The organism is Asticcacaulis sp. P2_B1 (assembly GCF_056404915.1).
The window spans coordinates 281,238-305,260 of record NZ_JBFUDD010000001.1 but is presented as its reverse complement, the minus strand read 5'-3'; the positions used below and the strand labels follow the sequence as shown (position 1 = coordinate 305,260).

Genomic DNA, 24,023 nt, shown 5'->3' with positions numbered 1-24,023 from the left:
AAAATCATGCCCCAAAATTCAACTGAATTCGACCTCAGCCTCGACATCGTCCGCGTTGCCGAAGAAGCCGCTATCGCCTGTTACGGCCAGGTTGGCGGCGGCGACGAAAAAGCCGCCGATCAGGCCGCCGTCGACGCCATGCGCAAAGCTTTGAACGCCATCGACATGGACGGCCGCATCGTCATCGGCGAAGGCGAACGCGACGAGGCGCCGATGCTTTATATCGGTGAGAAGGTTGGAACGGGTAAGGGGCCGCAGATCGACATCGCGCTGGACCCTCTTGAAGGCACAACCCTGGCCGCCAAGGCCATGGCCAACGCCCTGGCCGTCATCGCTTTCGCGCCGCGCGGCGGCATGTTGCACGCGCCCGACACCTATATGGACAAGCTGGCCATCGGCCCCGGCTATGACAAGGGTGTGGTCGATCTCGACTGGACGCCGGAAGAGAATGTCCGCGCCCTGGCCAAGGCCAAGGGAGTCGACGTATCGGAAATCGTGGCCTGCGTACTCGACCGTCCGCGGCACGACGCCATCATCACCGGCTTGCGCAAAGCAGGCTGCCGCGTCCACCTGATTACCGATGGCGACGTCGCCGGCGTGATTCACACGGCGCAACCTGAAACCGGCATCGACATCTATATGGGACAAGGCGGCGCGCCTGAAGGCGTCCTGGCCTGCGCCGCGCTGAAATGCGTTGGCGGTCAGTTCCAGGGGCGTCTCGTCTTCCGCAATGCCGATGAGCGTGGCCGCGCCGAGCGCCTCGGCCTAACCGATTTCGACCGCAAATACGATCTCGACGACCTGGTCAGCTCCGACGCCGTCTTTATCGCCACCGGTGTGACGCACGGCGCCCTGCTGCGTGGCGTGCAAAAGGAAACGACAGCCCGTGGCGAGGTTTTCGTCACGACCGAGAGCCTGGTTATGATGTCCAAGACCAAGACAGTGCGCAAATTGTCTATGCGCCGCCCCCTAAAAGCTTAAGATGAGCGCCTTAACCAAGTCCGCGCCCGCCGCCGATGTGCCGCCTTATCTCGGGGTTACATCGTCACTGACAGGCCGGGCTTGGCGAGAGCGTATGGCGGGCATCGGCGTGGCGCCCGAAACCCTGCGTGACATTACCCACCGCCTGGGCCTGATGAAGGTCGCTGAAGACGCCTTTGTCGAACCTTTGGCGCGCTTCATCGCCGGTCGCGGCATCTTGCCCGAGCAGCTGCAGGATTTTATCCACCCGACCCTAAAAGCCCTGTTCCCTGAACCATCGTCCTTTATGGATATGGACAAGGCGGTTACCGCCATGCTCGACGCGCTGCAACGGCGGGCGAATATATGCATTTTCGCCGACTATGATGTCGATGGCGCCACCAGCGCCGCTCAGCTGGTGCGCTGGTTTCGCCATATGGGCCATGATCTGACGGTCTATGTGCCGGATCGTGTCTTAGAAGGCTACGGTCCCTCGAATGCCGCGTTCGACAGCCTGAAACGATCGGGAGCCGATCTCGTCATCACCGTCGATTGCGGCGCCATGGCGCATAAGGCCTTGGATCATGCGGCCGATATCGGCTTGGACGTTGTGGTGATCGACCACCACCTGATGCGCGAGGAACCGCCCAAGGCCCTGGCCGTCGTCAATCCCAATAGACCGGGTTGCACATCGGCTCAAGGCAACCTGGCGGCCGCGGGCGTCGTGTTCGTCGTTCTCGCTGCCCTGAACCGTGAGGCTGAGAAGCGCGGGCTATTCACGGATCTGGCTAAGCCCGACCTGAGACAATGGCTGGACCTGTCGGCGTTGGGCGCTATCTGCGATGTCACGGCCCTGACAGGCTTCAATCGCGCCTTGGCGGCCCAAGGCCTGAAGGTCATGGGGCAGCGCGGCAATGCCGGCATAAAAGCATTAATGCATGTCGCCGGCGACAAGGGCGATATCGGCTCGCTGATGAGCACCTTCCATTCCGGCTTCGTCATCGGCCCGCGTATCAATGCCGGCGGACGGGTAGGGCGGTCGGACCTCGGCGTCCGCCTATTATCGACCGACGATTCCGAAGAAGCTTCCAGCCTGGCCGCTGAACTTGACGAGCTGAACCGCCTGCGCCGTGAGGTTGAGACCGAGGTCCTCGATCAGGCGATGCAGACCGCCGAGACGCAGGGTCTGTGGCCCAGCGACGATCCCGTTATTATAGTGTCGCGCGACGACTGGCATCCCGGCGTCATCGGCATTGTCGCTGGCCGCCTGCGCGAACGCTGGCATCGCCCCGTCATTATAATAGGTGTCGATCCGGTCAGCGGCATGGGCAAGGGCTCCGGCCGTTCCCAAGCCGGTGTCAATCTGGGCGAGGCGGTCGGCGCGGCCTTCGAATCCGGGATACTGCTGTCCGGGGGCGGTCACGCCATGGCCGCGGGTTTGAGCGTTGAGCGTGAACGGATCGGCGAATTGCGCGCCTTTATCAATGCCTATGTCACGACCCACGTGCCGGAGGCGGACCAACTCGAAGCTGTCGATATTGATGCGATATTGAGTGTGAAAGCGGCATCGCGCGATTTCTACGATCGCCTCGACCTGCTGGCACCTTACGGCCAGGGTAATCCGGAACCCTTATTGGCTTTTGCAGGGGTGCGTATCGGTTTTGCCCAGGTGATGAAGGGCGGGCACGTCCGTTTCGAGCTCAGCGACGATTCGGGGGCTAAGCTGAAAGGCATCGTCTGGCGAGCCGAAGGCACGGCGATCGGCGACGTCTTGCTGCGTCCGGCCGGTCTGGTGCACGTTTTGGGGCGTCTGAAAGCGGATGATTATATGGGCCGGCGCGGTGTTCAGCTAGAAATCGAGGATATCGCCCTGGCTTCGTGACATCCCTGTGAAAAATTTCAAATTAGCGCTTGCACAGCTAAATCAGAACGGCTAACTAGCGCACCTCTTGAACGCGGTCCCTTCGTCTATCGGTTAGGACGTCAGGTTTTCAACCTGAAAAGAGGGGTTCGACTCCCCTAGGGACTGCCATTCAATGAACCACATTGCTTCCTTACATTTTCATGAACAATTCTCTGCTTGGCTGGCGGTCGCGGGGTTATCCACATCTTTTTATGGTGTGGTAGCGGTCTCACCTACTGTCGTGATCACAATAGTGCTCGCTATAAGTGATTTTTCGGCGTAAATTTCGCAATAAATGCGAATATCTCTTAATTTTCGCTCGAAAAACGAGATATCCGTGTTATGATTGCAGATGTCACTTGAAAGTTCATGCGACATGGTGAGGATAGATGAGTTTGTTTGATTATAATAATAAAAACGAAGCCGACGAATTAGTAACGATCTCAGGTCATGTAAAGTGGTTTGACGCTGCCAAGGGTTACGGTTTTATCGTTCCGCAAGATTCCACGCTGACCAGTATGCGTGACGTTTTGCTTCACATTTCCAGCCTGCGCGATCTGGGTCGCGACAGCGCCCACGAGGGTGCCAGGATCACTTGCAAAATCGCCAAGCGCGCCAAGGGTTGGCAGGTCATCGAGATCGATAATCTCGAACAGACCGCCGATGCCGTCCATGTGCGCGCTGAGGCCGCGGCACAGCCGCGACCGCCACGGGCTGCCGTGGAAGGCGTGCGCGTCGGCGACTTGGAGGCGGCAACCATAAAATGGTTCAACCGCACCAAGGGCTACGGCTTCGTCGTGCGCGGCAACGATCCGACCGACATTTTCATTCACATAGAGACCTTGCGTCGCTATGGCCTTGAGGATGTCCAGCAGGGCGACACCATCATGGTGCGCTTCGGCGAGGGGCCCAAAGGCCTGGTCGTGACCGAGGTCCACCCCCGGGCGCTGGTCTAAAGCCACAGGCTGCCATTTTTGCCTTGAAAACGCCATTGAGGACGCTCATGGTCCGGTCGATTGTGGCTGAATCGTGGGGTCCTCATGTTGGCGTCTTATAAACTTATCACCAAAGGGGCCGTTGTGACCCTGGCTACGCTGCTTATGGGCGGCGCGGCTGGTTGTTCGATGGCGCAAGTACCGGCTGCAGGTGTGCCGGCTGAATGCCTGAACATGGATTTGACGCCTTATTCGGCTCCGCAGAACCTGGACGTGGCCATCTCACCGCAAAAAACGGCGCATTTCACCGTCGAGATCGCCGATAATGAGGCGACGCGCGAGCAGGGCCTGATGTGCCGCACCAAGCTGGCCGACGATCAAGGCATGTTGTTCGAATTTCAGGATATCGATACGCGGACCTTCTGGATGAAGGACACGCTATTGGGCCTGGACATCATCTATATCGCGCCTGACGGCAAAATCGTCTCGATCGCCAAGAACGCCAAGCCGCTCGACCGCACGCCTCTGCCATCGAATGGCGTTGCCAACGGCGTGTTGGAAGTGCGGGCGGGCCTTAGCGACGAGTTGGGGCTAAAGCCTGGTGACCAGGTTATCCACCCCTTTTTCCACTAAGCGTTCATTTGCCCGCTTTTCGTCAGGCCGGGGCTTGCGGCGGTGAACGATGCAGGTCGTGAAGTTCGCGTCACCGTGACGGGAGATGTCGGGGTTTAGCGTGGCCTGGTAGGGCAACTGTTTTGCGTGCGGCAGGTCAAAGGTTCGAAACGAGTGACTTGCTTTAGCAAATCGCGAGTTCGGCGAAGCGTAGCGCAGCCAATCCTCGCCCCGAGGCTCCGCGAGTCCTTTACTTTCTGGGTTGGCCCCATACCTATTTTGAGGTTATCCACCTTACATGAGCGATAAGTCGAGGTTTGCCGGCTTTTCGCGACACCGGGGCTTGCGGCGATGAACGATGCATGGCATGAAGCGCGCCTCCCGGAGACGGGAGGTGTCGGGGTGTAGCGCAGCCTGGTAGCGCAGCTGTTTTGGGTGCAGCAGGTCGAAGGTTCGAATCCTTTCGCCCCGACCATTAAAAAAAGCCTGAGGCCTTTTGGCTTCGGGCTTTTTTTATGTCTGGTCGAAGCGGATCCATCGCCTACCTCTTCACCCTCTGCTCTCGCACTATCACCTGATCCAGGGTCTGCAGAAACTGCGACCGGTTGGCGTTGGAAAATGGCGGAGGCCCACCGGTGATTTCCCCTGTCGATCGAATGTGCTCCATGATCGACCTTTGCGCCAGGGCGGCACCGATCGAATCCTTGGTAAAAGCCCGGCCGTTGGGCGCGACGGCGTGGGCGTCCTTGGCGAGCACCCGACCGGCGAGGGGGATATCGTTGGTGACGACCACATCGCCGGCGACAACCTGATCGGCAATCCAGCCATCGGCGATGTCTGGCCCAGAGTCGACAATCATCCGCTCAATCAGTTCTGACCGTGGAATTTGGATAAAACTGTTTGAAACCACGAAGGTTTTTAGACCGTAACGCGCCGCCACCTTATAGGTTTCGTCCTTCACCGGACAGGCGTCGGCATCGATATAGACAGTAATGGTCATGTCGGCGTGTTAGCAGATCGCGGCGCTTGAGGACACCACGACTTTTTCGCAATTTTCTTATGCGGCTTTCCTTGACCGCCCCGGATGTAGCCGCTATAGGCATCGCTCTTCCAGTGTCGGGGCGTAGCGCAGCCTGGTAGCGCGCCTGCTTCGGGAGCAGGAGGCCGGAGGTTCGAATCCTCTCGCCCCGACCATTTAAAAAGCCCGAGGCCCTTGGCCTCGGGCTTTTTAAATGTCTGGAGCGACCGGACTTTGGACCTAGGTTCGAAACGAATGATTTGCCTTGGCAAATCATGAGTTCGGCGGAGCATAGCGAAGCCAAACGAGCAATTTGCTTTGGCAAGTTGCGAGTTCGGTGAAGCCAATCCTCTCGCCCCGCCTGATAATGTCCTGCGCAAAGCGCAGGTCGATATTGCCTTTGCCTTGCATTTGGTAGTAACAGACAAGACAGGTAAGGCTTGCGAGATTCCTTGCCACATTGGGAGCTCTTCATGTTCGCGCGTATTTTCAAACCTTCCAAATCCGCCATGCAGTCCGGCCGCGGCAAGACTCACGACTGGATCCTGGAATTCGAACCGAAATCCGCGCGCACGCCCGATCCGCTGATGGGCTGGAGTTCCAGCGCCGATACCGACGCCCAGGTGCGCTTGACCTTCGAGACCAAGGACCAGGCCATGGCCTATGCCGAGCACCATGGCATTCCGTTTCGTTTGATCGAGCCCGAATCGCCGCCAAAGATCATCAAGGCCTATGCCGATAATTTCGCCTTCGGCCGCAGACAAAGCTGGACGCACTAAGCCACTCGCTTAAGGCTCCGTAGCTCAACTGGATAGAGCATCCGCCTTCTAAGCGGACGGTTACAGGTTCGAGCCCTGTCGGAGTCGCCACGTTCGCCTATCGACTGCGCGATTAACGCTTCATTGTCCTATTCCACCTAATCTCATTGCATCAAACCGCGCCCGTAATGACAGGTGCGTCCCGGTCTGCTTGCCCCCACTCCGACCACGAACCGTCGTAGAGTAGGGCCTGGGTATGGCCGATTTCCTCCAAAGCCATACTGATGATCGCCGCGGTCACACCGGAGCCGCAGGTCGTGATGACGGTATGATTCGGCGCGACGCCGTAGACCGAAAAGACGACCTCCAACTCATGCCGCGGCTTCAGGGCGCCGTCTTGGATCAGTTCGTTGAAGGGCAGGCTGCGGCTGCCGGGCATGTGACCCGAACGCAGGCCAGCGCGCGGCTCCGGCGCCGTACCTTCGAACCGCGCCTTCGACCGGGCGTCGAGAATGATATCGCGTTGCATGTCAACATGACGGCGTAACTCATCAAAAGATATAATCTTTTCTGGGTGGGGATGAGGTGTATAGGTCGTCGCAACAGGTGTTGTCACTTTGGATGACAACGGATAACCGGCTGTCTTCCATGCGGGCAATCCGCCGCGTAAGACATGAACAAACGCGTGCCCCATCAGCTTGAACGTCCACCAGGCACGCGCGGCGGAAAAAAGACCCTGGCGGTCATAGATGACGACGTGGTCGGAGGCAGCGATACCGAGGGCACCGACCGCTTCGGCAAATTGCTCAGGCGACGGCGCCATGTGGGGCAGGTCGGTACTATGATCGCTGACCGCTTCGATGTCGAAAAATTGTGCGCCTAGAATATGGTCCTGGAGAAACAAGCCGTGCATATCGGTGCCGTCGAGCGCCCAACTGGCATCCAAAACCTTGACGGTCTGTTTCTCGATGCTGGCATCGACGACTTTCACATCCGCGGCCGTTATGAGGCGGTAGAGCATCTCGGGTTCAATCTGCGTGGTCATGGTGGTCGTCTCCGCGGGACTTGTAGGCTGCGAGCGCGCGGTCTCTGGCGAAACCGTGCTCGACAATCGGCTTGAACTGTCGGCCGCGGTTATAGCGGTTGCGATAGGCTTCGTCAGGATCGAATTTATCCGCTTGGGTGATTGGATTGAATATCCGGAAATAGGGCGCCGCATCCGCGCCGCAACCGGCGACCCATTGCCAACTGGCTGGGTTGTTGGCCGGGTCGGCATCGACCAGGCAGTCCCAAAACCATTGCTCGCCGCGGCGCCAGTCGACCAGCAGATGTTTAACGAGAAACGACGCGACGACCATGCGGACACGGTTATGCATGTAGCCGGTCTGCCACAGCTCCTGCATGCCGGCGTCAACCAGATCGTATCCGGTTTCACCACGGCACCAGGCGCGAAATTCGTTGTCGTCATCGCGCCAAGGAAAGGTGTCGAAGTCGTGACGGAAGTTCACGCAATCGAGGCGCGGCTGTTGAGCGAGAAGGCTGTAAGAGAATTCACGCCAGGCCAGTTCAGCGCGAAACTTGGCAGCCGATGTCTCGAGAGCGGGACTGGCGGTTACGGCCTTATCGAGTTCCAGCAATATGCGCTGCGAGCTGATCTCCCCAAAGCGCAGATGTGGCGACAAGCGTGACGTCCGATCAAGATCCGGGCGATCACGGTCATGTTCATAGGTTTCCAGAATATGGCCGAGAAAATGCCTTAGCGCGCCGCGAGCGCCACGCTCACCCGGCGTGAAGCCTTGAAAGCCTTTCGCCCAGTCCTGGCCTGACGGGGTTAGGGTTTTGTCGAGGCCAAGGTCGTCGATCGCCAGGGATTGCGGCCATGATGGGGGTCTGGGCCAGACCCGGGTTGACAGCGGAATCGGGGAATCAACATGAAGCCTTCCCGATGTTTGCAGGGCCTTGTAAAACGGCGTAAATACGCGGAATGGCTTATCGTCCTTGGTCCTCAGCGAGCCTGGCTCACTTAATAAGGTCGTATTATGTCGTTCGAGCTTGATTCCGAGATGGCGCAGCTCGTCCGCTAAGCCTCGGTCAAATTCCTCAGTAACAGGGTCAAATGTATGGGAACATATAATTGTTTTTACATGATTTTTTATTGCAATAGATGCCAGGATGACCTGAGATCGGCCGCGCGCTACAATCAATCTTGATTCAAATTTTCCGAGCTCCTCATCCAAAACATGAAGAGAGCGATGTAGCCACCACTTTGAAGCGGCGCCCAGCGCGCGTGTGCCAGCCTGCTCATCCCATATAAAAACAGGCAAAATCGGCCGTTTTGTGGCCAGGGCCGCGGCAACACCGGCATGGTCACGTAAACGTAAATCGTTACGAAACCATAGGATCACAGGCGAGGCGCGGTCGTCGTTTTGGTCGGGGCGTGGCATTATATTCATAATATATTTGTTAAAAAATCTTGCTTGATCAAGGCGTCTTCGGCACAAAGGCTAGCATGGACGAGCCACATTCGACACCTCTAAGCTGCTGTATCATCGCCCGGAACGAAGCCGATCGTATTGGCGACTGTATCCGTGCGGTGGCTGGCCTGGTCGACGAAGTCGTCGTCGTCGACAGCGGTTCAACCGATGATACGGTCGCGGTCGCGGAAAGCCTGGGTGCCCGCGTTATTCATCACGATTGGCCGGGCTACGGACCACAAAAGCGGTACAGCGAAGACTGTGCTATACATGACTGGATCCTCAATCTCGATGCCGATGAGATTGTTACGCCCGAACTCTACAAAGAGATCAGCGCATTGATGCGTTCGGGGCCGAAATTGAACGCTTATCGTTTCAAGATTCGCAATGTCTATCCCGGCAAAACCAAGCCGCGGCTGTGGGCCGATTATCACAACTATGTCCGTCTCTATGATCGTCGCGTTGTGCGTTTCCGCGAAAGCCTGGTCCACGACACGGTCGACACCAGGGACGAGGCGGTCGGCCAGTTGGATGGCGCTGTCATGCACTTCTCAGCGCGCTCCTATGCTCATATCCGTTCCAAGCTGGATTCCTACACCAATCTCCAGGCGAAGGTCCTGACCAAGCCGGCCTGGTCGATATGGCTGCGCTTGCCGTTCGAATATCCCTTCGTCTTCACGCGCTATTTTCTGTTTCGCTGTCATTTCACTGGCGGTTGGGACGGTCTCTACAGTAGCCATCTGGCGGCGGAAGCCCGGGTCAAACGCCTGGTCAAAATCCTTGACGCCCAGAAGACTGCCAAAGCCGCCTGATCATGACCGATACCAAACCGTCCTTTTGGCAGGATTTCGGGTGGCGCTGCGAAGCCCTGGCCTACGACGCCATCGTCGCCTTGATGCGAGCCCTACCGGTCGACACGGCTTCGGATCTCGGTTGCTGGTTTTTTCGCACGTTTGGGCCTTTGACCTCGACGCAAAAGACGGTGACGCGGAATTTGAAACTGGCCTTTCCCGACATGGATGAGGCCTCGCGCCGCGCACTAATCATACGCCAATGGGAAAACACCGGCCGCACCACCGCCGAATTCCCCATCATGGATCGCATCGTCTTTGATCCCACGCGCGTCGAGATCGAAAATCTCGCGCGCCTCGAAGAGATAGCTGCCAGCGGCAAACCCGTCATCTTCATTTCCGGTCACCTGTCGAACTGGGAGGTCATGAACGCCGCTATCCTGTCGGCGAAAGTGCCCTATCTCATCACCTACCGTGCTGCGAATAATCCTTATGTCGACGCTCGCATTAAGGCCGGCCGCGCCGCCTATGGCGTCAGCATGTTCGCACCCAAGGGCAGCGACGGCGCCAAGGAGCTGTTGATCGCTCTGCAAAAGGGTGAATCCGTAGGCCTGATGAACGATCAAAAGTTCAATCGCGGCGTCCCGACCCCGTTCTTCGGCCATATCGCCGAAACCGCGCCGGGACCGACCCGCCTGGCCCAGCGCTTCGGAACGGTTCTGCAGCCGCTCACCATTCGCCGTCTCCACAAGGCGCGTTTCAAGGTGACGGTGCATGAACCGATCACGGTCGACGACACCGGCCATAAGGCCCACGATATCGAAACGACCGTATGTAAGATCAGCGCTTTCATCGAGCAGGCCGTGCGCGACAATCCGGAAGAATGGTTCTGGGTGCATAAACGCTGGCCCAATGAAGTTTACAAGGCGTTGGACATCTGACTTGGCTGTTATGTTGGGTCACAAAAAGTGAAGCCGCGCCACACCGTGGGCCTTTGCATCCGGCGTGTGTGCCCTTAGGTTATCGCGCTTAAGGAAATACCCTTGTCGATGTGGAAACAGATCTTACAGAAACGCAAGCTGAGCATTGCCATCGGCTTTGCCATTGGGGCGTTCCTGACCCTGGCGTTTCTCTATCTACAAAACGACATCCACCTCAACTATCTCGACCCCAAGATACCGTTCCAAGTCTACCGCCCGCCCGAGGCGCCCGACTATACCAAGGCTGACGCCTGGTACCTCAACCCGGCGATTGCCCGCTACTATGCCGACCCGCGCAAGGTCGACGTCTTTTTCCTCCATGCCACCAGCTATGATGGTGGCAAGGCCTGGCTCGGGGCGACGGACAGTAATGCGGTGGCAAACGAAGTCCAACGTCAACAATTACCTAACTATGCCGCGCCGTTCAGCATCATGGGCAATATCTATGCGCCGAAATACCGCCAGGCCAGCCTTTATACCCAGTTGACCCTGCGCGACGATGCGCGCGAAGCCCGGCAATTTGCCTATACGGATGCCTTGGCGGCGTTTCAGCGTTTTCTCAAGACGCGGCGCGGCGGGCGCGGTTTCGTCATTGTCGGGGTCGAGCAGGGCGGTCTGCTGGCCGAACGTCTGATCCGCGACGTCGTGGTGCCGGACCCGGAGCTGAAGGCGCAACTGGTCGCAGCCTATATGCTCGAAACGCGGGTGCCGGAAAGCCAGTTCGGCAATCCTGCGGTCATAGCGCCGGCCTGTCTGTCGCGGCAACAGATCGGCTGTGTCGTCGCCTATGTCACGGTCGATTCCGGCCGCCCGGACCTGGCGCTGCAGGTCCTGCAGAAGGCCGTCTATTGGGATGGCGACAATCTCCAGGCTCTGGGCACACAAAAAGCGGTCTGCGTTAACCCGTTGAGCGGCGGTGCCGATGCCGGCGAGATCGAGGCCAAGAAATCGCTGGGCGCCACCAACGCTACCGGCCTGGAATGGGGCACGGAACCCGCCTTGATGGCCCGTAAGGTATCGGCGCGCTGCCTGGGCGGACTGCTATTTGTCGACAAGCCATCGTCACCGTCCTTCCGCGACGGCGGCACCTGGGAAGATCAGAGAAAAGTCAATCCCTACAACCTGTTCTACGGGGATCTTCAGGCCGATGTCCAGACGCGCTGGCAGGCCTTTCAAGCAGCCAAGCCAAGCTAATCCTGTTTGTCGACGTGGTCGGCGCGCCAGTCGAACAGCTGTCTCAATATCTCGATCGCCTTGCGCCTGGTTTCCGGCAGGGCCTCGCCATGGGTCAGAATATAGACAGCATCGCGCGCCGCCATGGCGATGAGATGGGTGTGAGCGACCGGATCGACGAAGCGATAATCGGGAAAGCCGGATTGCCGAGCCCCCAAAATATCGCCTTCACCACGCAGTTTCCAGTCCATTTCGGCGATCTTGAAGCCGTCTTCGGTGTCGCGCAGCAGTTCCAAGCGCGTCTTGGCATTGTTCGACAACGGCGTATCGTAAAGCAGGATACAGGCGCTCTTGTCGCGACCTCGCCCGACCCGGCCGCGCAATTGATGCAGTTGCGCCAGGCCGAAGCGCTCGGCTTGTTCGATGATGATGATCGACGCCGTCGGCACATCTATGCCGACCTCGACGACCGTCGTGGCGCACAGAATCTTCAACTCGCCGGCGGCAAAACGACTGATGACCGAATCCTTGTCCTCCGACGCCATACGACCGTGCACCAGACCGATCTCGATGCCCAAGGCGTCCTGCAATTCGCTATGACGCAGCTCGACGGCGATCAAATCGGATTCGGCCGTGTCTTCGACCAGAGGACATATCCAATAGGCCTGCGATCCGCTGGCCAAAGCCGTCGCTAGTCGCGCCATCACATCGGGTAGGCGTTGCCGCGGAATGACGGCCGTGTGGATCGGCTGACGCCCGGGCGGCTTTTCGTCCAGCACACTGAGATCGGCCTCACCATATTGGGTGAGGGCGAGGGTGCGCGGGATCGGAGTCGCCGACATCGACAGGTAATGGACGGCGTCGCCCTTGTTAAACAGCTTCTGACGTTGACCGACACCGAAGCGGTGCTGCTCGTCGATAACGGCCAATTGCAGGGCGTGGAAATCGACACCTTCCTGAAACACCGCGTGCGTGCCGAATATGATCTGCGCTTCGCCGGAAGCGACCATGGCGCGCTTGCGTTCACGGATCTGGCCCTTGTCGCGCCCAGTCATGATCAGTGAGGAAATACCCAGAGGCTCCAGAATCGCCAGGGATTTTTCAAAATGCTGGCGCGCCAGAATTTCCGTCGGCGCCATCATGACGCTCTGAAAGTTACCTTCCGCCAGGTCGATCATGGCGAGAAGCGCGACCAGTGTCTTGCCGGCGCCGACATCGCCCTGAATCAGCCGATTCATGCGATGGCCCGACCGCAAATCGCCGCGAATATCGTCGAGCGCCCGAACCTGAGCGCCGGTCAAACCGAAGGGAAGGGCGGTCAGGGCCTTGTCGGCCAAGGCACGAAAATCGATTACCCGCGCCGGTGAATCATGACGGTACTGTTTACGACCTTTCAGCGCCAGTTGATGCGCCAGGGCCTCGTCATAGGCCAGGCGTTGCCGCGCCGGCGCTTCCGGCGCCAACTCATACTCGCTCTGGGGATTATGCCCCATCTCAAGCGCCTGATGGAACGTCACCCAGCCGTACTTGTCGATGATCGCCTTGTCGTGCCACTCCGGCAGTTCGGGCAGGACGTGAAGAGCCGTCTGCGCCAGCTTCCGGATCGTCCGGGAACCGAGATCGAGTGTCGCCGGATAGACCGGCTCGCACGCGGGAATATCGCCGGCATTGTCTTCGGCGACGATATAGTCCGGATGCGCCATTTGCAGATTATGATTGAACGCTTCGACACGCCCGCTGATCAAGCGCCTGGAGCCGACAGGATGCTGGTTCTCGAAACCACGGATGCGATGGAAATAAACCAGGGTCAGCCGATCATGGTCGTCGAAGGTCTCGATGCGCTGCGGCCCCTTGGACGGCGCGGGCGGGTATCCGCCGATGGTCACGGCCACGGTCTGGATCTCACCGATTCGCGCGCGTGATAACGGCACCAGCGGCCGTTTGATCACCCCCGTCGGCAGAAAAAACGCCAGGTCGCGGAGATGCGTTCCCGTATGCTGCGCAAGGATCGGCGCGATTTTCGGGCCGACGCCTTTGACGCTGGTGACATCGGCGAAATAGGGAAACAAAATTTCTGGGCGCATGGGCTTATCAAGCACCAAAAATGCTTTATGAGAAGGGCCGGCGTGCGATTGATGAGGTGAATGCTGTGAGCAAGGACGAGATAAGGGAAGCACGCTTGCGCAAACTGTCGTTTCGGGCGTGGCGGCGCGGTTTCAAGGAAGCCGATATCGTCTTGGGCCATTTCGCCGACGACTATCTCCCGACCATGAGCGATGCCGACCTAGATATTTTCGAAGTGCTGTTGGAAGTGCCTGATCAGGACCTATATGGGTGGATCATCGAGCGCGACCCCACTCCGCCGGAGTTCCAGTCGGAAATCATGAAGCAGCTCAATGTCTTCTATAAAATTGCTCATACGAAATTGACATGACATCCCTGCCTGATCTTGCCCGCGCCGACCACGCCCTCACACTCAGCGGCGCGCCGGAAGGCTTTGAAAGCCTGATCGCCGCCGAACTCGCCAAAGCGGGCGGTTTAAGCGTCTTCGTGGCGCGTGACTTTGCCCGCATGAACGCCGTCATCGAGGCGCTGAAATTCTTCGCGCCCGAACTTGAGATCCTCAGCCTGCCGGCCTGGGATTGCCTGCCCTATGACCGCATGAGCCCGACGCCAGGCATCGTGGCACAACGCATGTACGCCCTGTCGCGCCTGGCGGCCTATAAGGTGCAAAAGCCGGCGACACCGGTCCTCATGCTGACCACGGCCTCGGCCATGATGCAGAAAGTGCCGCCGCAAAAGGTCATCAACGAAGGGCGCCTTAGCCTGCGCCCCGGCATGACCATGGACATTGCCGACCTCGACACCTATTTCGCGAATCACGGCTATACCCGTGTCTCCACCGTCGCCGAGCGCGGCGAATTCGCCGTCCGCGGCGGGCTGCTCGATGTCTTTTCGCCTAGTCATGACGAGCCCATGCGGCTCGACTTCTTCGGCGACAGTTTGGAATCGATCCGCAGTTTCGATCCAGAAACCCAGCGCTCGTTGAAACAAATCCAGAGCCTGGAATTCACTTCGGTCTCCGAAGTCCGCATGGATGCCGACAGCATCAAACGCTTTCGCCAGAACTATCTCGAAACCTTCGGCGCCGCCGGCGATGATCCGCTCTATACCGCCCTGTCGGCCGGCATCCGCCGCCAGGGCATCGAGCACCTGCTGCCGCTCTTCTATGATGGCCTGGACAGTATCTTCGATTATCTGCCGGCCAAGACCCTGATCATGCTCGACGCTCTGGCCGACAATGCCTTTGCCGAGCGCGCCGCCACGGTCGACGATGCCTATGCCCTGCGTGCCGAAGCGGCAAAAGAAAAGGGCGGCTCGGCCTATCGCGCCCTGCCGCCGCAGCGGCTTTATCTCGATGAAGCCCATTGGAAGGCCGCACTGTCTGGCCAACGCGTTCGTCGTTTCGAGCCGTTCGAACGCGAAGGTGCCAACGTCGTCGATCTCGGCGGGCGCTTGGGGCGCAACTTCTCGCAGGAACGCCTGCTCGACAGCGTCAATCTCTTCGCCGCCGTCACCGACCACGCCAAGGCGCTGGCCAAGCAAGGCAAGCGCGTCATCTTCGCTTCATGGACCGATGGCTCCTCGGATCGTCTGGGTATCATGCTGGCGGATCACGGCCTCGGCGCCCTGCGCTTGGCGGCCTCATGGAAGGACGCCCAGGATTTCGGCGTCGCCGGCACGAAGGTCAAGCCGATCCAGCGCGCCGTCCTGCCGCTCGACCATGGCTTCGAAACCGAATCCCTGGCTGTCATCTCCGAAACCGATATCCTGGGTGACCGCCTGGCGCGCCCACGCAAACGGCGCCGGGCGCAAAACTTCCTCGCCGAAGCCTCGGCCCTGTCGCCCGGCGACCTTGTCGTCCATATCGAACACGGCATCGGCCGTTACGACGGCCTCAAGACCCTCGATGTCAACGGCGCACCACACGATTGTCTCGATCTGCAATATGCTGCCGACGCTAAGCTTTACCTGCCGGTCGAAAACATCGACCTCCTGACGCGCTACGGCGCCGACAGTGACAGCGCACAACTCGACCGCCTGGGTTCCGCCGCCTGGCAGGGCCGCAAGGCCAAGGCCAAGGAACGCCTGCGCGCCATGGCTGACGGTCTGATCCAATTGGCGGCCGCGCGCGCCATGAAGCAAGGCCAGACGATTGATCCGCCGGCTGGCCTCTATGACGAGTTCTGCGCCCAGTTCCCCTACGAAGAAACCGACGACCAACTGAACGCCATCGCCGATGTTCTCGAAGACCTCGCCAGGGGCCAGCCGATGGACCGTCTCATCTGCGGCGATGTCGGTTTCGGCAAGACCGAAGTCGCCCTGCGCGCCGCCTTCGTCGTCGCCATGTCCGGCGAACAGGTCGCGATCGTCTGCCCGACCACCTTGCTGGCGCGCCAACATTTCAAGACCTTCAGCCAACGCTTCCAGGGCTGGCCAATCCGTGTCCGCCAATTGTCCCGGCTGGTGCCGCGTAAGGACGCCGACGAAACCCGCGAAGGCTTGAAAAAGGGCGAGATCGAAGTGGTTATCGGCACCCACGCCCTGCTGTCCGAGCAGGTGAGCTTCAAGGACTTGGGCCTTGTAATCGTTGATGAAGAGCAGCATTTCGGCGTCAAACACAAGGAAAAGCTCAAGACTTTCCGCGCCGACGTCCACATGCTGGCTCTGTCGGCGACGCCGATCCCGCGTACCCTGCAAATGGCGCTGTCGGGCATTCGCGACATGTCGATCATCGCCACACCGCCGGTCGACCGCATCGCCGTTCGAACCTATGTACTGCCCTATGATCCCGTGGCTCTCCGTGAGGCATTGCTGCGTGAAAAGTATCGCGGCGGCCAGGTCTATTACGTTGTGCCGCGTCTCAGCGATCTGCCGGATGTGGCTGATTTCCTTCGTGTCCAGGTGCCTGAGGTCAAGTTCGTCATCGGCCACGGCCAACTGGCGCCGACCGCTCTCGAAGACGTTATGAACGCCTTCTATGAAGGCCAATACGATGTTCTGCTGTCGACGACCATCGTCGAATCCGGTCTCGACGTGCCGACCGCCAACACCCTGATCGTCCACCGCGCCGACATGTTCGGCCTGGCTCAGCTCTATCAGATCCGCGGCCGTGTCGGCCGCTCGAAAACCCGCGCCTATGCTTATCTGACGACGCCGCAGCACAAGACCTTGAGCATCGCCTCGGAAAAGCGTCTCAAGGTCTTGCAATCGCTCGACAATCTCGGCGCCGGCTTCCAGTTGGCCAGCCACGATCTTGACATCCGCGGTGGCGGCAATCTCCTCGGCCATGAACAGTCGGGCCACATCCGCGAAATCGGCGTCGAGCTTTATCAGCAGATGTTGGAGGACGCCGTCGCCGAACTGCGCCTCAACACCGACGCCAGCGATGCTCGCAGCTGGTCGCCCCAGATCAATGCCGGTGTCGCCGTCATGATCCCGGAAAGCTATATCCCCGACCTCAACATCCGCCTGTCGCTCTATCGCCGCGTCTCCGAAGCCGAAAAACTCGACGATCGCGAAGCCCTGGCCTCCGAACTGATCGATCGCTTCGGGCCGATCCCAGAAGAAGCTGAACAGTTGCTAAAAGTAGTCGGAATCAAGGGCTTGTGCCGTCAGGCTAATGTCTCGAAACTCGACATCGGGCCCAAAGGCGCCGTCATCACCTTCCGCAATGACAGCTTCGCCAATCCGATGGCCTTGATCGGTTTCATTCCTACGCGGCCCGATTGGCGGCTGCGTCCGGATCAGAAATTGATGGTCAAGGGTGAATGGCCGGATGCCGGTGAACGCCTGGCGGCAGCCGAACGCGTCATGCGCGACCTGGCGCGCTTGGCGGCGATGGAGCCTGCTTAAACCGCTTCCTGGTTCTGCTTGTTGATCGACGCCGCCGCACGGGTCAGGGCGACACCGGCCGGCTCGCCTTCCAACATCTGGGCGACGCCGACATCGAATTCGACGACATAGGGTGGCTTGCCACCGCCGGAATCGAACGCCGTACAGCCGATCACCGCCGATATACGTTCTCCAACGTTGCGCGCCGATTCCAGTTGCGTCGCCGGCAGGGCCAAGGCGAAGACGTCGTTGGACAACCGACCGCCGGTATCTTCGGCGCGCACCAGGCGCGCGATCATCGAACCGATCTGCGGCACGGCGCGCTCAAGCATCTTGCGCTGGCGGGCACGGATGATGTCCGGCGTCTCGGCGATCTTCAAAACACAAATGCTCAAGGGGCGATTGCGGTCGCTGGCGGCCTTCGACAGGCGGGCCAGATGGGCGGCGAACAGGTCGCGGCCGAACAGGCCGGTCGTCTTGTCCATCTGCGGATTGTGGCGCATCGATTCCAGCGTCTTGCGGATCGTCAGATGGCGGCGGTGCACGCCGGCCAACCGGATCAGACGGTCGCTGATTTCGGCAACCGACGCCTTGGGATTGGCGATATCGTTGACGCCACGCATAAAGGCGTCGCCGAGATCGAGTTCAACCAGCTTGTTCAGGCGCAAAAGAACCGGTGTATGATAAAGCCGTGTATTGCGGCGCATGCCAGCTGCGATTGCCAATGCCTCGGCTGGTTGCGCACCACCCCACAGCAAGACAGCATCGAATGTCTTGTCGTGCAGATAATCGAAGGCGGAATAGGACGACAGAGCCGCAAAAACCTCGACACCTTGGCCGCGCAGCGTATGGGTGAGGGCCAAATATTCCGGATCGGGCTGACCAACCGACAAGATACTCAGCGGCGGTTGGCTTTCCATCAATTTGTCAAGCGGTTGCATGCCGCTCTTGAAGGTTTCGCAGCGCGTATCGTATTCTTCTTCGGCTACGCAGGCACGCACCATATGCTCGATATTGAGCAAAATCTGCTGGGGATGGGCGTCCCGGGTGAACACCATGTCCCAGCCGGCTGGGATGGCGTAGTTGTCGTCATGACGCATCATGATGACCGGCAGGCGGCGCGGCCAACATGCCACGCGCAGGTCTTTCACCAGATCGGGAGTCAGCTCGTGACAGGCATCGTCGACCAGGACGGCTTCGATTTGCAGATCGGCAAGGGCGGCGCAGGCGGAATCGGACGACAACGCGGCAAGTGTACGCAAACCCAGGCGATCGAGGCTTTCACCCCAGCCCTGCAGCCACATATCGTCTGCGGACAGCAACAACAGACGCGCATGAAGGGTCAAGATGTCCGCTCCTTTGTCAACGCCCGGGCTGTTACTATCATTATGGTATCTGTGATTTTCGTGTGGTTTTTTGGGCGTGAGCTGGACGCGTTTTATAGGCGATTCTTAAGCAGGAACAGTAAAGATAGTTGTAATAGGGAAATGCCGTCACAGCATACGGCGGACAGTGAAGATCCAAGCGGCGTCACGCACTTCAGAAGACAGAAGCAGGTATCTGTTTTGATTGCAGAAATGCGGGACATCGATTTGCGCCATCGGATCGTCGGCCCACAATTGCCACACCGTGCCGGTCGGCGCATTTTCCATGGCCCTGCGCAGCCTGAGCGTCGGCACCGGGCAGCGATGGCCGCGGGCATCGATCAGGACGGTGTTCTCCGGCGAGCTCTTGGTATCATTAGGCGTCATGTCCGAATCTTGGCATAACGGCCGCGAATATGGGAGTCCGAAAGTGTTGGTGGCGATAGCGCGTTATTTCGGCTTGGTAGTCATGGCCGCGATCCTGGCAGCGTCGGGCGCAAGCGCCCAGACGTTCGTTAACGCCGGCACCGCCGGCCACGTCGATCTCTACGCCCGTATTCAGGTCGCTGGCTTTGCTACGCCGATGGAACTGCGGCAATCCGGAGCGAAAATTCGCCTCGACGTGACGACAGGCGGCGTCTTGCAAACTTTCATCGCCGATCGTGAAAAGGGGGTTCTGATCACCATGACGGCGACCGGGCAAAACCGGGTCGCCCTGGTGTTTCCGCTCGATCGCGCCGATGGCATCATCCCGTTGCCGGTCGACCTATCCGTCATGACCAATTCAGCGACCCTGAAAGCGGTCGGTGCCTCCATGGTGGCCGGCCGATCGTGCCGTGTGATGGAATTTACCAACTATCTCGGCCAATCCGGCATGATTTGCGTCAACGCCGATAATGTCATCCTGCAGATGACCAAACAGGGGAAAAATGAACCCCTGTTCCAGGTGACGGACATCGTCGTCGCCAAACAGGATCCGCAATGGTTCCGGACGCCGCCCGATTACCAGGTCGCTGTCCTGCCGGCCATCGGAGGCGCCTCGGCGTCGGGCGTGTCCGCGGCATCGCCGCCCGGTGCCAAGCCTTAGATGATAGTGTTGTGCAACCTCTGCACCAAAAAATCGACCAGGGTGCGCACGCGCCGCGTCGCCGCGCCCCCCTGCGGCAGCAGCAGGGTCACGGGCGTCGCACCCCAATCCTGATCGGGAAGGACGACCTCGACCTCGCCCGATTGGATGAATCGGCCGGTAACGAAAAGCGGCAGCAGGGTCAGGCCCAGACCTGACTTTGCGGCATTCATCAACATGGCGGCGCTGTTGGAACGAAAGCGGGGCGAAATCCTCAACATCCTGACCTCGCCGGCCACTTCATAACGCCAGATTTCCTGCGTATTGATCCCGTTATAGTGGACGATCGCATGGGTTTTCAGGTCTTCGGGATGAAGAATCGGCGGATGTTTGGACAGATAGCCGGGACTGCCGACGACGACGCGCTTCGACTGACATAAGCGCCGCGACGGCAGGCTGGAATCGCTCAAATGCCCCAAGCGCACGGCGATATCGTACATATCTGCCAGCAGGTCGACCTTGTCGTCACTGAAATTGACCTGCAGTTCGACATTGGGATGATGCAGAACGAACTCGCTGAGGGCGGGCGCCAGATATTCGCTGCCGAAGAACACCGGTGCCGTAATGCGTATCGGTCCTGAGATATCCGCGGCCGAGTGCGAAATGTTTTCGGCGGCACATTCGAGTTGGCTCAATGCCGCCCGCGCCTCCTCATAATAGGTCTGCCCGGCCTCGGTCAGGTGGGTACCGCGCGCCGTTCTCTGCAGCAGCAAGGCCGATAGGGTGGTCTCCAGACGGGCCACCCGGCGCGATACGATCGACTTCGATGAGTCTAAACGCTGGGCCGCCCTGGCGAAACTACCGGTCTCCGCGACCAGGAAGAACGCGCGCAAATCATCGAAGTCGAGTCGTGACTGTTCCATATTATGCAACACCATGGTGTGAAAAGCACGTCTACCGAAAACATCGTTATTCCACTATTTGGTGAATAACAAGACGTGCACGCGAGAGGAAAGGGCGTTTTCATGTATATGTCATCTCAGCCACAAGCCTACCGCGCCCGTCGCATTGCCCGGGTGGTCAACACGTCGCCTGAAACGGACGTCTATGGCGTGCGACGGAATCGCGTCCTTGGAACAGCCGCTCTCGACCGTCTTGACCTATTCCTGTTATTCGAAGAGTTTCGCTTTGGGAAGAACGCCTCGGACTTTTCCCACGGCCCGTTCCGCGGTTTCGAAATCTTGACCTATATGACCGCAGGTCATTTGTGCCATGACGACGACGCAGGGGGTAAAAACCTGGTCGAACCCGGCGGCGCCCAGTGGGTGACAGCCGGCCGTGGCATTATGCAGATCGATGTGCCCGAAAGCGGTATTGCTCACGGATTTCAATTTTGGCTTAACCTTCCGGGTAGCGAAAAGACGCAGGCGGCGGCCTATCGTCCTGTCGCGGCGATCGATATCCCGGCCGTCATTTTTCCGTCTGCTGAGGTCAAGGTCCTGGCCGGGCAATATTACGGCCTCATGGGCGCCATTATGCCGCCGACAACGCGACCTTTCATCGCCGACATCATTTTGCGGGCCGAGGGGGAGGTCACGCTCGACATTCCTGACGATCATGATGGCTTTGTTTACGTCTATGGCGGAGGCGGCGTCGCGATCGACCAGACCTTAGTCAATGTCGGCCAAGCGGGAATCCTGGGAAAGGGCAATCTCCTCAACCTGGTCGCCGGCGGTGAGGGCGCCCGTGTGCTGGTTGCCACTGCGCGTCCGTTGAAAGAGCCAGTAGCCCGTCACGGGCCCTTTGTTATGACCACGCAGCAAGACCTTCATGAGGCATTAAAAGATTATCAGAACGAATCGTCCTGATACTGTGAAGCCGCATCGCCTCCCCCTGGTCGATGCGGCTTTTTTTCATAAAATCAGTTGCTTTCGTCAGAATCCTAAGCCGATTTCAGGCTTAGAAGATGCTCTGCGTGCGCCTTGATCAAAGCCTGAGTAGAGGTATCGGTGTTGAACACGCTGTACCAACCCTGAGGCTCATGCGGCGGATCGCCGACATAGGCCGTTTCTCCGCGCAACATGTGATAATCGCTGTGCAAGGCGCGACCGGCGCCGCCCCAAGCCCAGAAGTTCGAGCCGGCGACCGGTGTATCATGGCGGATCGCATCTTCGACCGCAGCATAGATAAGGCCGTAAAACCGGTCCTTATAGGTGGTCGGTGTGCCGGGCTCATAGACGACGCCGTCCCGGGGAAAGCCAAATTCTTCAAACACCAGGGGTTTATTGAGCTTTTGCGCGATAGCAATGTGCTTATCGATATAGTCCTGGACCTTGGCTGCACCGGCGTCGAACGTGCCGCCGAGATCGTTCTTATCGACCCAGCTCCAGTTCTGCGGCCAGATATGCGCCGTCAGGTAATCGATATGTTCGTGGGCGGCGACGACGATGTCTTCCCGGCCGTTGGCGCCCATCAGGCCCTCGTGTCCTAACGAAATCAAATGGTTGGAATCGAGTGAGCGTATAAGGGCGCAGGTATCCTTGATCCAGCCGTAATAGTCTTGGGTATTCTTGCTGACCGCGGCGTCGCTGCCGCCCGGGCGGGGCTCGTTCGACAATTGCCAGGCCATCAGGGCGGGATCGTCCTTATAGGCCTTGCCGGTGATCGAATTGGTCCGTTCGACCAACATCTTGATATAGTCCCAATAGGCCTGTTTGGCGGCGCCACTGCTGTAGAACTGCGCGGAAAAATCGGCGAATTCCGGCCATGGGTGCTTGGGATCATTCATGTTGATATAGCTGCCGCCGTTCGTCCAATATTGGTAGGTCACCATGCCGCCCGACCATTCCCAGAAGTTGGTCAGGTAGAGCACGGCCTTCATGTCGCGCTTGTTCAACTCGGCCATCAGGAAATCGAGCCCGGTCAACAGGTCCGCATTGTAATCGCCAGGTTTATTGCTGAAAGCGGGGTCGAGCGAGTTGATCAGGGGGGATAGTTCGGACGAGCCCAGAACGCGCAAATTAATGACGCCCAGCGCCTTCAGATCGTCCAACTCCTTGACCAGGCGATCACGGTTACCGAAGCTGGCGGCCGAACCGAGATAGGCACCGTACCAGATATTGGCCCCGACATAACGGTAGGTGTCGCCCTTCAACTTGAAATGAATGCCATCGGTCGTGACGAAGCCGGAACCCTGCGGCGCCTCGCTTGTCATATCGGGCTTGGCCAGTGAGCAGCCGGCTAGGGCCAGGCCAAGAGTGCTAACTCCGGTGGCGAGCAGGCTGCGACGTGAAAACTGCGACATGGTGAATCCTCCCAGGTTTGTCTTTTAGGTTTGCCCTTTATTCGGAGCCTAGGCGCATGACCGCCCGTCGGCAAGTCTTCCGCGAAAATTAAATAAATTTGGAATAGGTAATACTTCAGACTCGCGAAGGTATGGCCGCGCGGTCTGACCGGCACTACCGGTCACACCGCGGTCAGCAAACTCTTCAAGTGATCCTTGATATCGGGTGTAACATCCTTGAGGTCCATGCGATTGACGACGGCATAAAGCGCCCACAACATGTTGAGACTGACCTCTTTGGGATAGCGCGCCTTGAGCTGCTGATAGGTAGCGATAGCGCCCACTTCGTCCAGTTGCTGTTTCGAGCTGATCCCGACACTGCGCAAAAGTGGCAGAGATTTTCGCCCCAAGTTTTTGAATTCATAGCTGGAATCGGCTTTGGCCGAAATCTTGGCCGTAGCTTTGTCGGGTTTCAGGCGGGCTATGTTCCAGGCCTTCTGCGCCCACTGCACCACAACGTCCGGATCCTCGAGAATTTCATCGGGAACGCGCCATAACCCATCGATAATCTTGAGGTTTTTCACGCCATACTTGACGATCTCGTAGGAAAAGGCCTCCGAATGCAGAGCGGCATAGTCGGCACGTGTCGTCGCATCGACCTTGAAATAGACGATATCCTTGATGATCAGGGCAAAGAAAATGCCATCCCGCCACGCGCCCAAACCGCCGAACATGCGTTTGATCTCGATAGGCGCCCATGGTTCGAGCAGGGCAGCAAGATAATGTGTCGGCGCCTTGGCCATAACGACTC

At 58.8% G+C, this 24,023-nt stretch carries 21 protein-coding genes, 4 tRNA genes and 1 pseudogene; 16 read left to right on the top strand and 10 right to left on the bottom strand.

Annotation, left to right across the window (positions count from 1 at the left end):
- The first annotated feature begins 6 nt into the window (after nucleotides 1-6).
- The 6 genes from glpX to AC1DX3_RS01405 all read left to right on the top strand — a co-directional run bounded on the left by glpX (nucleotide 7) and on the right by AC1DX3_RS01405 (nucleotide 4,885).
- Nucleotides 7-981, top strand: a complete 975-nt coding sequence (gene glpX / locus AC1DX3_RS01430) for a class II fructose-bisphosphatase (RefSeq protein ID WP_476988020.1) — start codon at nucleotides 7-9, stop codon at nucleotides 979-981.
- 1 nt (nucleotide 982) lies between these two features.
- Nucleotides 983-2,842 carry a single-stranded-DNA-specific exonuclease RecJ gene (gene recJ, locus AC1DX3_RS01425; RefSeq protein ID WP_476987443.1) on the top strand — a complete coding sequence of 620 codons (1,860 nt, stop codon included), beginning with the start codon at nucleotides 983-985 and terminating at the stop codon, nucleotides 2,840-2,842.
- 75 nt (nucleotides 2,843-2,917) lie between these two features.
- Nucleotides 2,918-2,992, top strand: a tRNA-Glu gene (locus AC1DX3_RS01420).
- A gap of 260 nt (nucleotides 2,993-3,252) precedes the next feature.
- Entirely contained in the window at nucleotides 3,253-3,819 is a 567-nt protein-coding gene (locus AC1DX3_RS01415; RefSeq protein ID WP_476987442.1) for a cold-shock protein, read from the top strand.
- 123 nt (nucleotides 3,820-3,942) lie between these two features.
- Nucleotides 3,943-4,431, top strand: coding sequence for a DUF192 domain-containing protein (locus AC1DX3_RS01410; protein WP_476987441.1), 489 nt, complete (start codon nucleotides 3,943-3,945; stop codon nucleotides 4,429-4,431).
- Between the two features lie 377 nt (nucleotides 4,432-4,808).
- Nucleotides 4,809-4,885, top strand: a tRNA-Pro gene (locus AC1DX3_RS01405).
- 66 nt (nucleotides 4,886-4,951) lie between these two features.
- Here AC1DX3_RS01405 and AC1DX3_RS01400 read toward each other — a convergent pair.
- The gene (locus AC1DX3_RS01400; RefSeq protein ID WP_476987440.1) at nucleotides 4,952-5,410 is read right to left on the bottom strand and encodes a YaiI/YqxD family protein; all 459 of its coding nucleotides are present in this window, start codon (nucleotides 5,408-5,410) and stop codon (nucleotides 4,952-4,954) included.
- 117 nt (nucleotides 5,411-5,527) lie between these two features.
- Between AC1DX3_RS01400 and AC1DX3_RS01395 the strand changes: the two genes are divergently transcribed.
- The 3 genes from AC1DX3_RS01395 (at nucleotide 5,528) to AC1DX3_RS01385 (ending at nucleotide 6,297) form a co-directional block, all read left to right on the top strand.
- Nucleotides 5,528-5,604: transfer RNA gene (locus AC1DX3_RS01395), tRNA-Pro, on the top strand.
- A gap of 297 nt (nucleotides 5,605-5,901) precedes the next feature.
- On the top strand, nucleotides 5,902-6,207 hold the full coding sequence (locus AC1DX3_RS01390) for an ETC complex I subunit (protein ID WP_476987439.1): 306 nt from the start codon (nucleotides 5,902-5,904) through the stop codon (nucleotides 6,205-6,207).
- A gap of 13 nt (nucleotides 6,208-6,220) precedes the next feature.
- A tRNA-Arg gene (locus AC1DX3_RS01385) sits at nucleotides 6,221-6,297 on the top strand.
- Nucleotides 6,298-6,358: 61 nt separating this feature from the next.
- Here AC1DX3_RS01385 and sseA read toward each other — a convergent pair.
- From sseA to AC1DX3_RS01370, 3 genes and pseudogenes are all read right to left on the bottom strand, one after another.
- A complete protein-coding gene (sseA, locus tag AC1DX3_RS01380; RefSeq protein WP_476987438.1) occupies nucleotides 6,359-7,231 on the bottom strand; it encodes a 3-mercaptopyruvate sulfurtransferase in 873 nt (290 codons plus the stop codon).
- Nucleotides 7,215-7,751 carry an FAD-binding domain-containing protein gene (locus AC1DX3_RS01375; protein WP_476988019.1) on the bottom strand — a complete coding sequence of 179 codons (537 nt, stop codon included), beginning with the start codon at nucleotides 7,749-7,751 and terminating at the stop codon, nucleotides 7,215-7,217. Before AC1DX3_RS01375 ends, sseA begins: the two co-directional genes overlap by 17 nt.
- A 384-nt stretch (nucleotides 7,752-8,135) precedes the next feature.
- A pseudogene (locus AC1DX3_RS01370) lies at nucleotides 8,136-8,630 on the bottom strand (deoxyribodipyrimidine photo-lyase); the annotation flags it as partial.
- A gap of 65 nt (nucleotides 8,631-8,695) precedes the next feature.
- Between AC1DX3_RS01370 and AC1DX3_RS01365 the strand changes: the two are divergent.
- The 3 genes from AC1DX3_RS01365 (at nucleotide 8,696) to AC1DX3_RS01355 (ending at nucleotide 11,625) form a co-directional block, all read left to right on the top strand.
- Nucleotides 8,696-9,472 (top strand): glycosyltransferase family 2 protein, encoded by a 777-nt coding sequence (locus AC1DX3_RS01365; protein WP_476987437.1) that lies wholly within the window; start codon nucleotides 8,696-8,698, stop codon nucleotides 9,470-9,472.
- A gap of 2 nt (nucleotides 9,473-9,474) precedes the next feature.
- The gene (locus AC1DX3_RS01360) at nucleotides 9,475-10,392 is read left to right on the top strand and encodes a lysophospholipid acyltransferase family protein (protein WP_476987436.1); all 918 of its coding nucleotides are present in this window, start codon (nucleotides 9,475-9,477) and stop codon (nucleotides 10,390-10,392) included.
- A 108-nt stretch (nucleotides 10,393-10,500) separates the two neighbouring features.
- Nucleotides 10,501-11,625 (top strand): DUF3089 domain-containing protein, encoded by a 1,125-nt coding sequence (locus AC1DX3_RS01355; protein ID WP_476987435.1) that lies wholly within the window; start codon nucleotides 10,501-10,503, stop codon nucleotides 11,623-11,625.
- On the opposite strand, the gene recG is transcribed toward AC1DX3_RS01355, so the two are convergent.
- Nucleotides 11,622-13,688, bottom strand: a complete 2,067-nt coding sequence (gene recG / locus AC1DX3_RS01350) for an ATP-dependent DNA helicase RecG (protein WP_476987434.1) — start codon at nucleotides 13,686-13,688, stop codon at nucleotides 11,622-11,624. The genes AC1DX3_RS01355 and recG overlap by 4 nt on opposite strands.
- 65 nt (nucleotides 13,689-13,753) lie before the next feature.
- Here recG and AC1DX3_RS01345 point away from each other — a divergent pair, with 65 nt between their 5' ends.
- Complete coding sequence (locus AC1DX3_RS01345; protein ID WP_476987433.1) at nucleotides 13,754-14,038, top strand: FAD assembly factor SdhE; 285 nt, start codon at nucleotides 13,754-13,756, stop codon at nucleotides 14,036-14,038.
- Entirely contained in the window at nucleotides 14,035-17,520 is a 3,486-nt protein-coding gene (gene mfd / locus AC1DX3_RS01340) for a transcription-repair coupling factor (RefSeq protein WP_476987432.1), read from the top strand. Before AC1DX3_RS01345 ends, mfd begins: the two co-directional genes overlap by 4 nt.
- On the opposite strand, the gene AC1DX3_RS01335 is transcribed toward mfd, so the two are convergent.
- Both AC1DX3_RS01335 and AC1DX3_RS01330 read right to left on the bottom strand, forming a co-directional pair.
- Nucleotides 17,517-18,845, bottom strand: a complete 1,329-nt coding sequence (locus AC1DX3_RS01335) for a diguanylate cyclase domain-containing protein (protein WP_476987431.1) — start codon at nucleotides 18,843-18,845, stop codon at nucleotides 17,517-17,519. The two genes, mfd and AC1DX3_RS01335, sit on opposite strands and share 4 nt — an antisense overlap.
- Nucleotides 18,846-18,992: 147 nt before the next feature.
- Complete coding sequence (locus AC1DX3_RS01330) at nucleotides 18,993-19,250, bottom strand: sulfurtransferase TusA family protein (protein WP_476987430.1); 258 nt, start codon at nucleotides 19,248-19,250, stop codon at nucleotides 18,993-18,995.
- Here AC1DX3_RS01330 and AC1DX3_RS01325 point away from each other — a divergent pair.
- Nucleotides 19,249-19,950 (top strand): hypothetical protein, encoded by a 702-nt coding sequence (locus tag AC1DX3_RS01325; RefSeq protein WP_476987429.1) that lies wholly within the window; start codon nucleotides 19,249-19,251, stop codon nucleotides 19,948-19,950. The two genes, AC1DX3_RS01330 and AC1DX3_RS01325, sit on opposite strands and share 2 nt — an antisense overlap.
- Here AC1DX3_RS01325 and AC1DX3_RS01320 read toward each other — a convergent pair.
- Nucleotides 19,947-20,852 (bottom strand): LysR family transcriptional regulator, encoded by a 906-nt coding sequence (locus AC1DX3_RS01320; protein ID WP_476987428.1) that lies wholly within the window; start codon nucleotides 20,850-20,852, stop codon nucleotides 19,947-19,949. The two genes, AC1DX3_RS01325 and AC1DX3_RS01320, sit on opposite strands and share 4 nt — an antisense overlap.
- 102 nt (nucleotides 20,853-20,954) lie before the next feature.
- Here AC1DX3_RS01320 and AC1DX3_RS01315 point away from each other — a divergent pair, with 102 nt between their 5' ends.
- The gene (locus AC1DX3_RS01315; RefSeq protein WP_476987427.1) at nucleotides 20,955-21,797 is read left to right on the top strand and encodes a pirin family protein; all 843 of its coding nucleotides are present in this window, start codon (nucleotides 20,955-20,957) and stop codon (nucleotides 21,795-21,797) included.
- A gap of 74 nt (nucleotides 21,798-21,871) precedes the next feature.
- On the opposite strand, the gene AC1DX3_RS01310 is transcribed toward AC1DX3_RS01315, so the two are convergent.
- Nucleotides 21,872-23,233 carry a glycoside hydrolase 5 family protein gene (locus AC1DX3_RS01310; protein ID WP_476987426.1) on the bottom strand — a complete coding sequence of 454 codons (1,362 nt, stop codon included), beginning with the start codon at nucleotides 23,231-23,233 and terminating at the stop codon, nucleotides 21,872-21,874.
- 161 nt (nucleotides 23,234-23,394) lie between these two features.
- Nucleotides 23,395-24,015: a TfoX/Sxy family protein gene (locus AC1DX3_RS01305; protein ID WP_476987425.1), complete on the bottom strand. Its 621-nt coding sequence runs from the start codon at nucleotides 24,013-24,015 to the stop codon at nucleotides 23,395-23,397.
- Nucleotides 24,016-24,023: the final 8 nt, after the last annotated feature.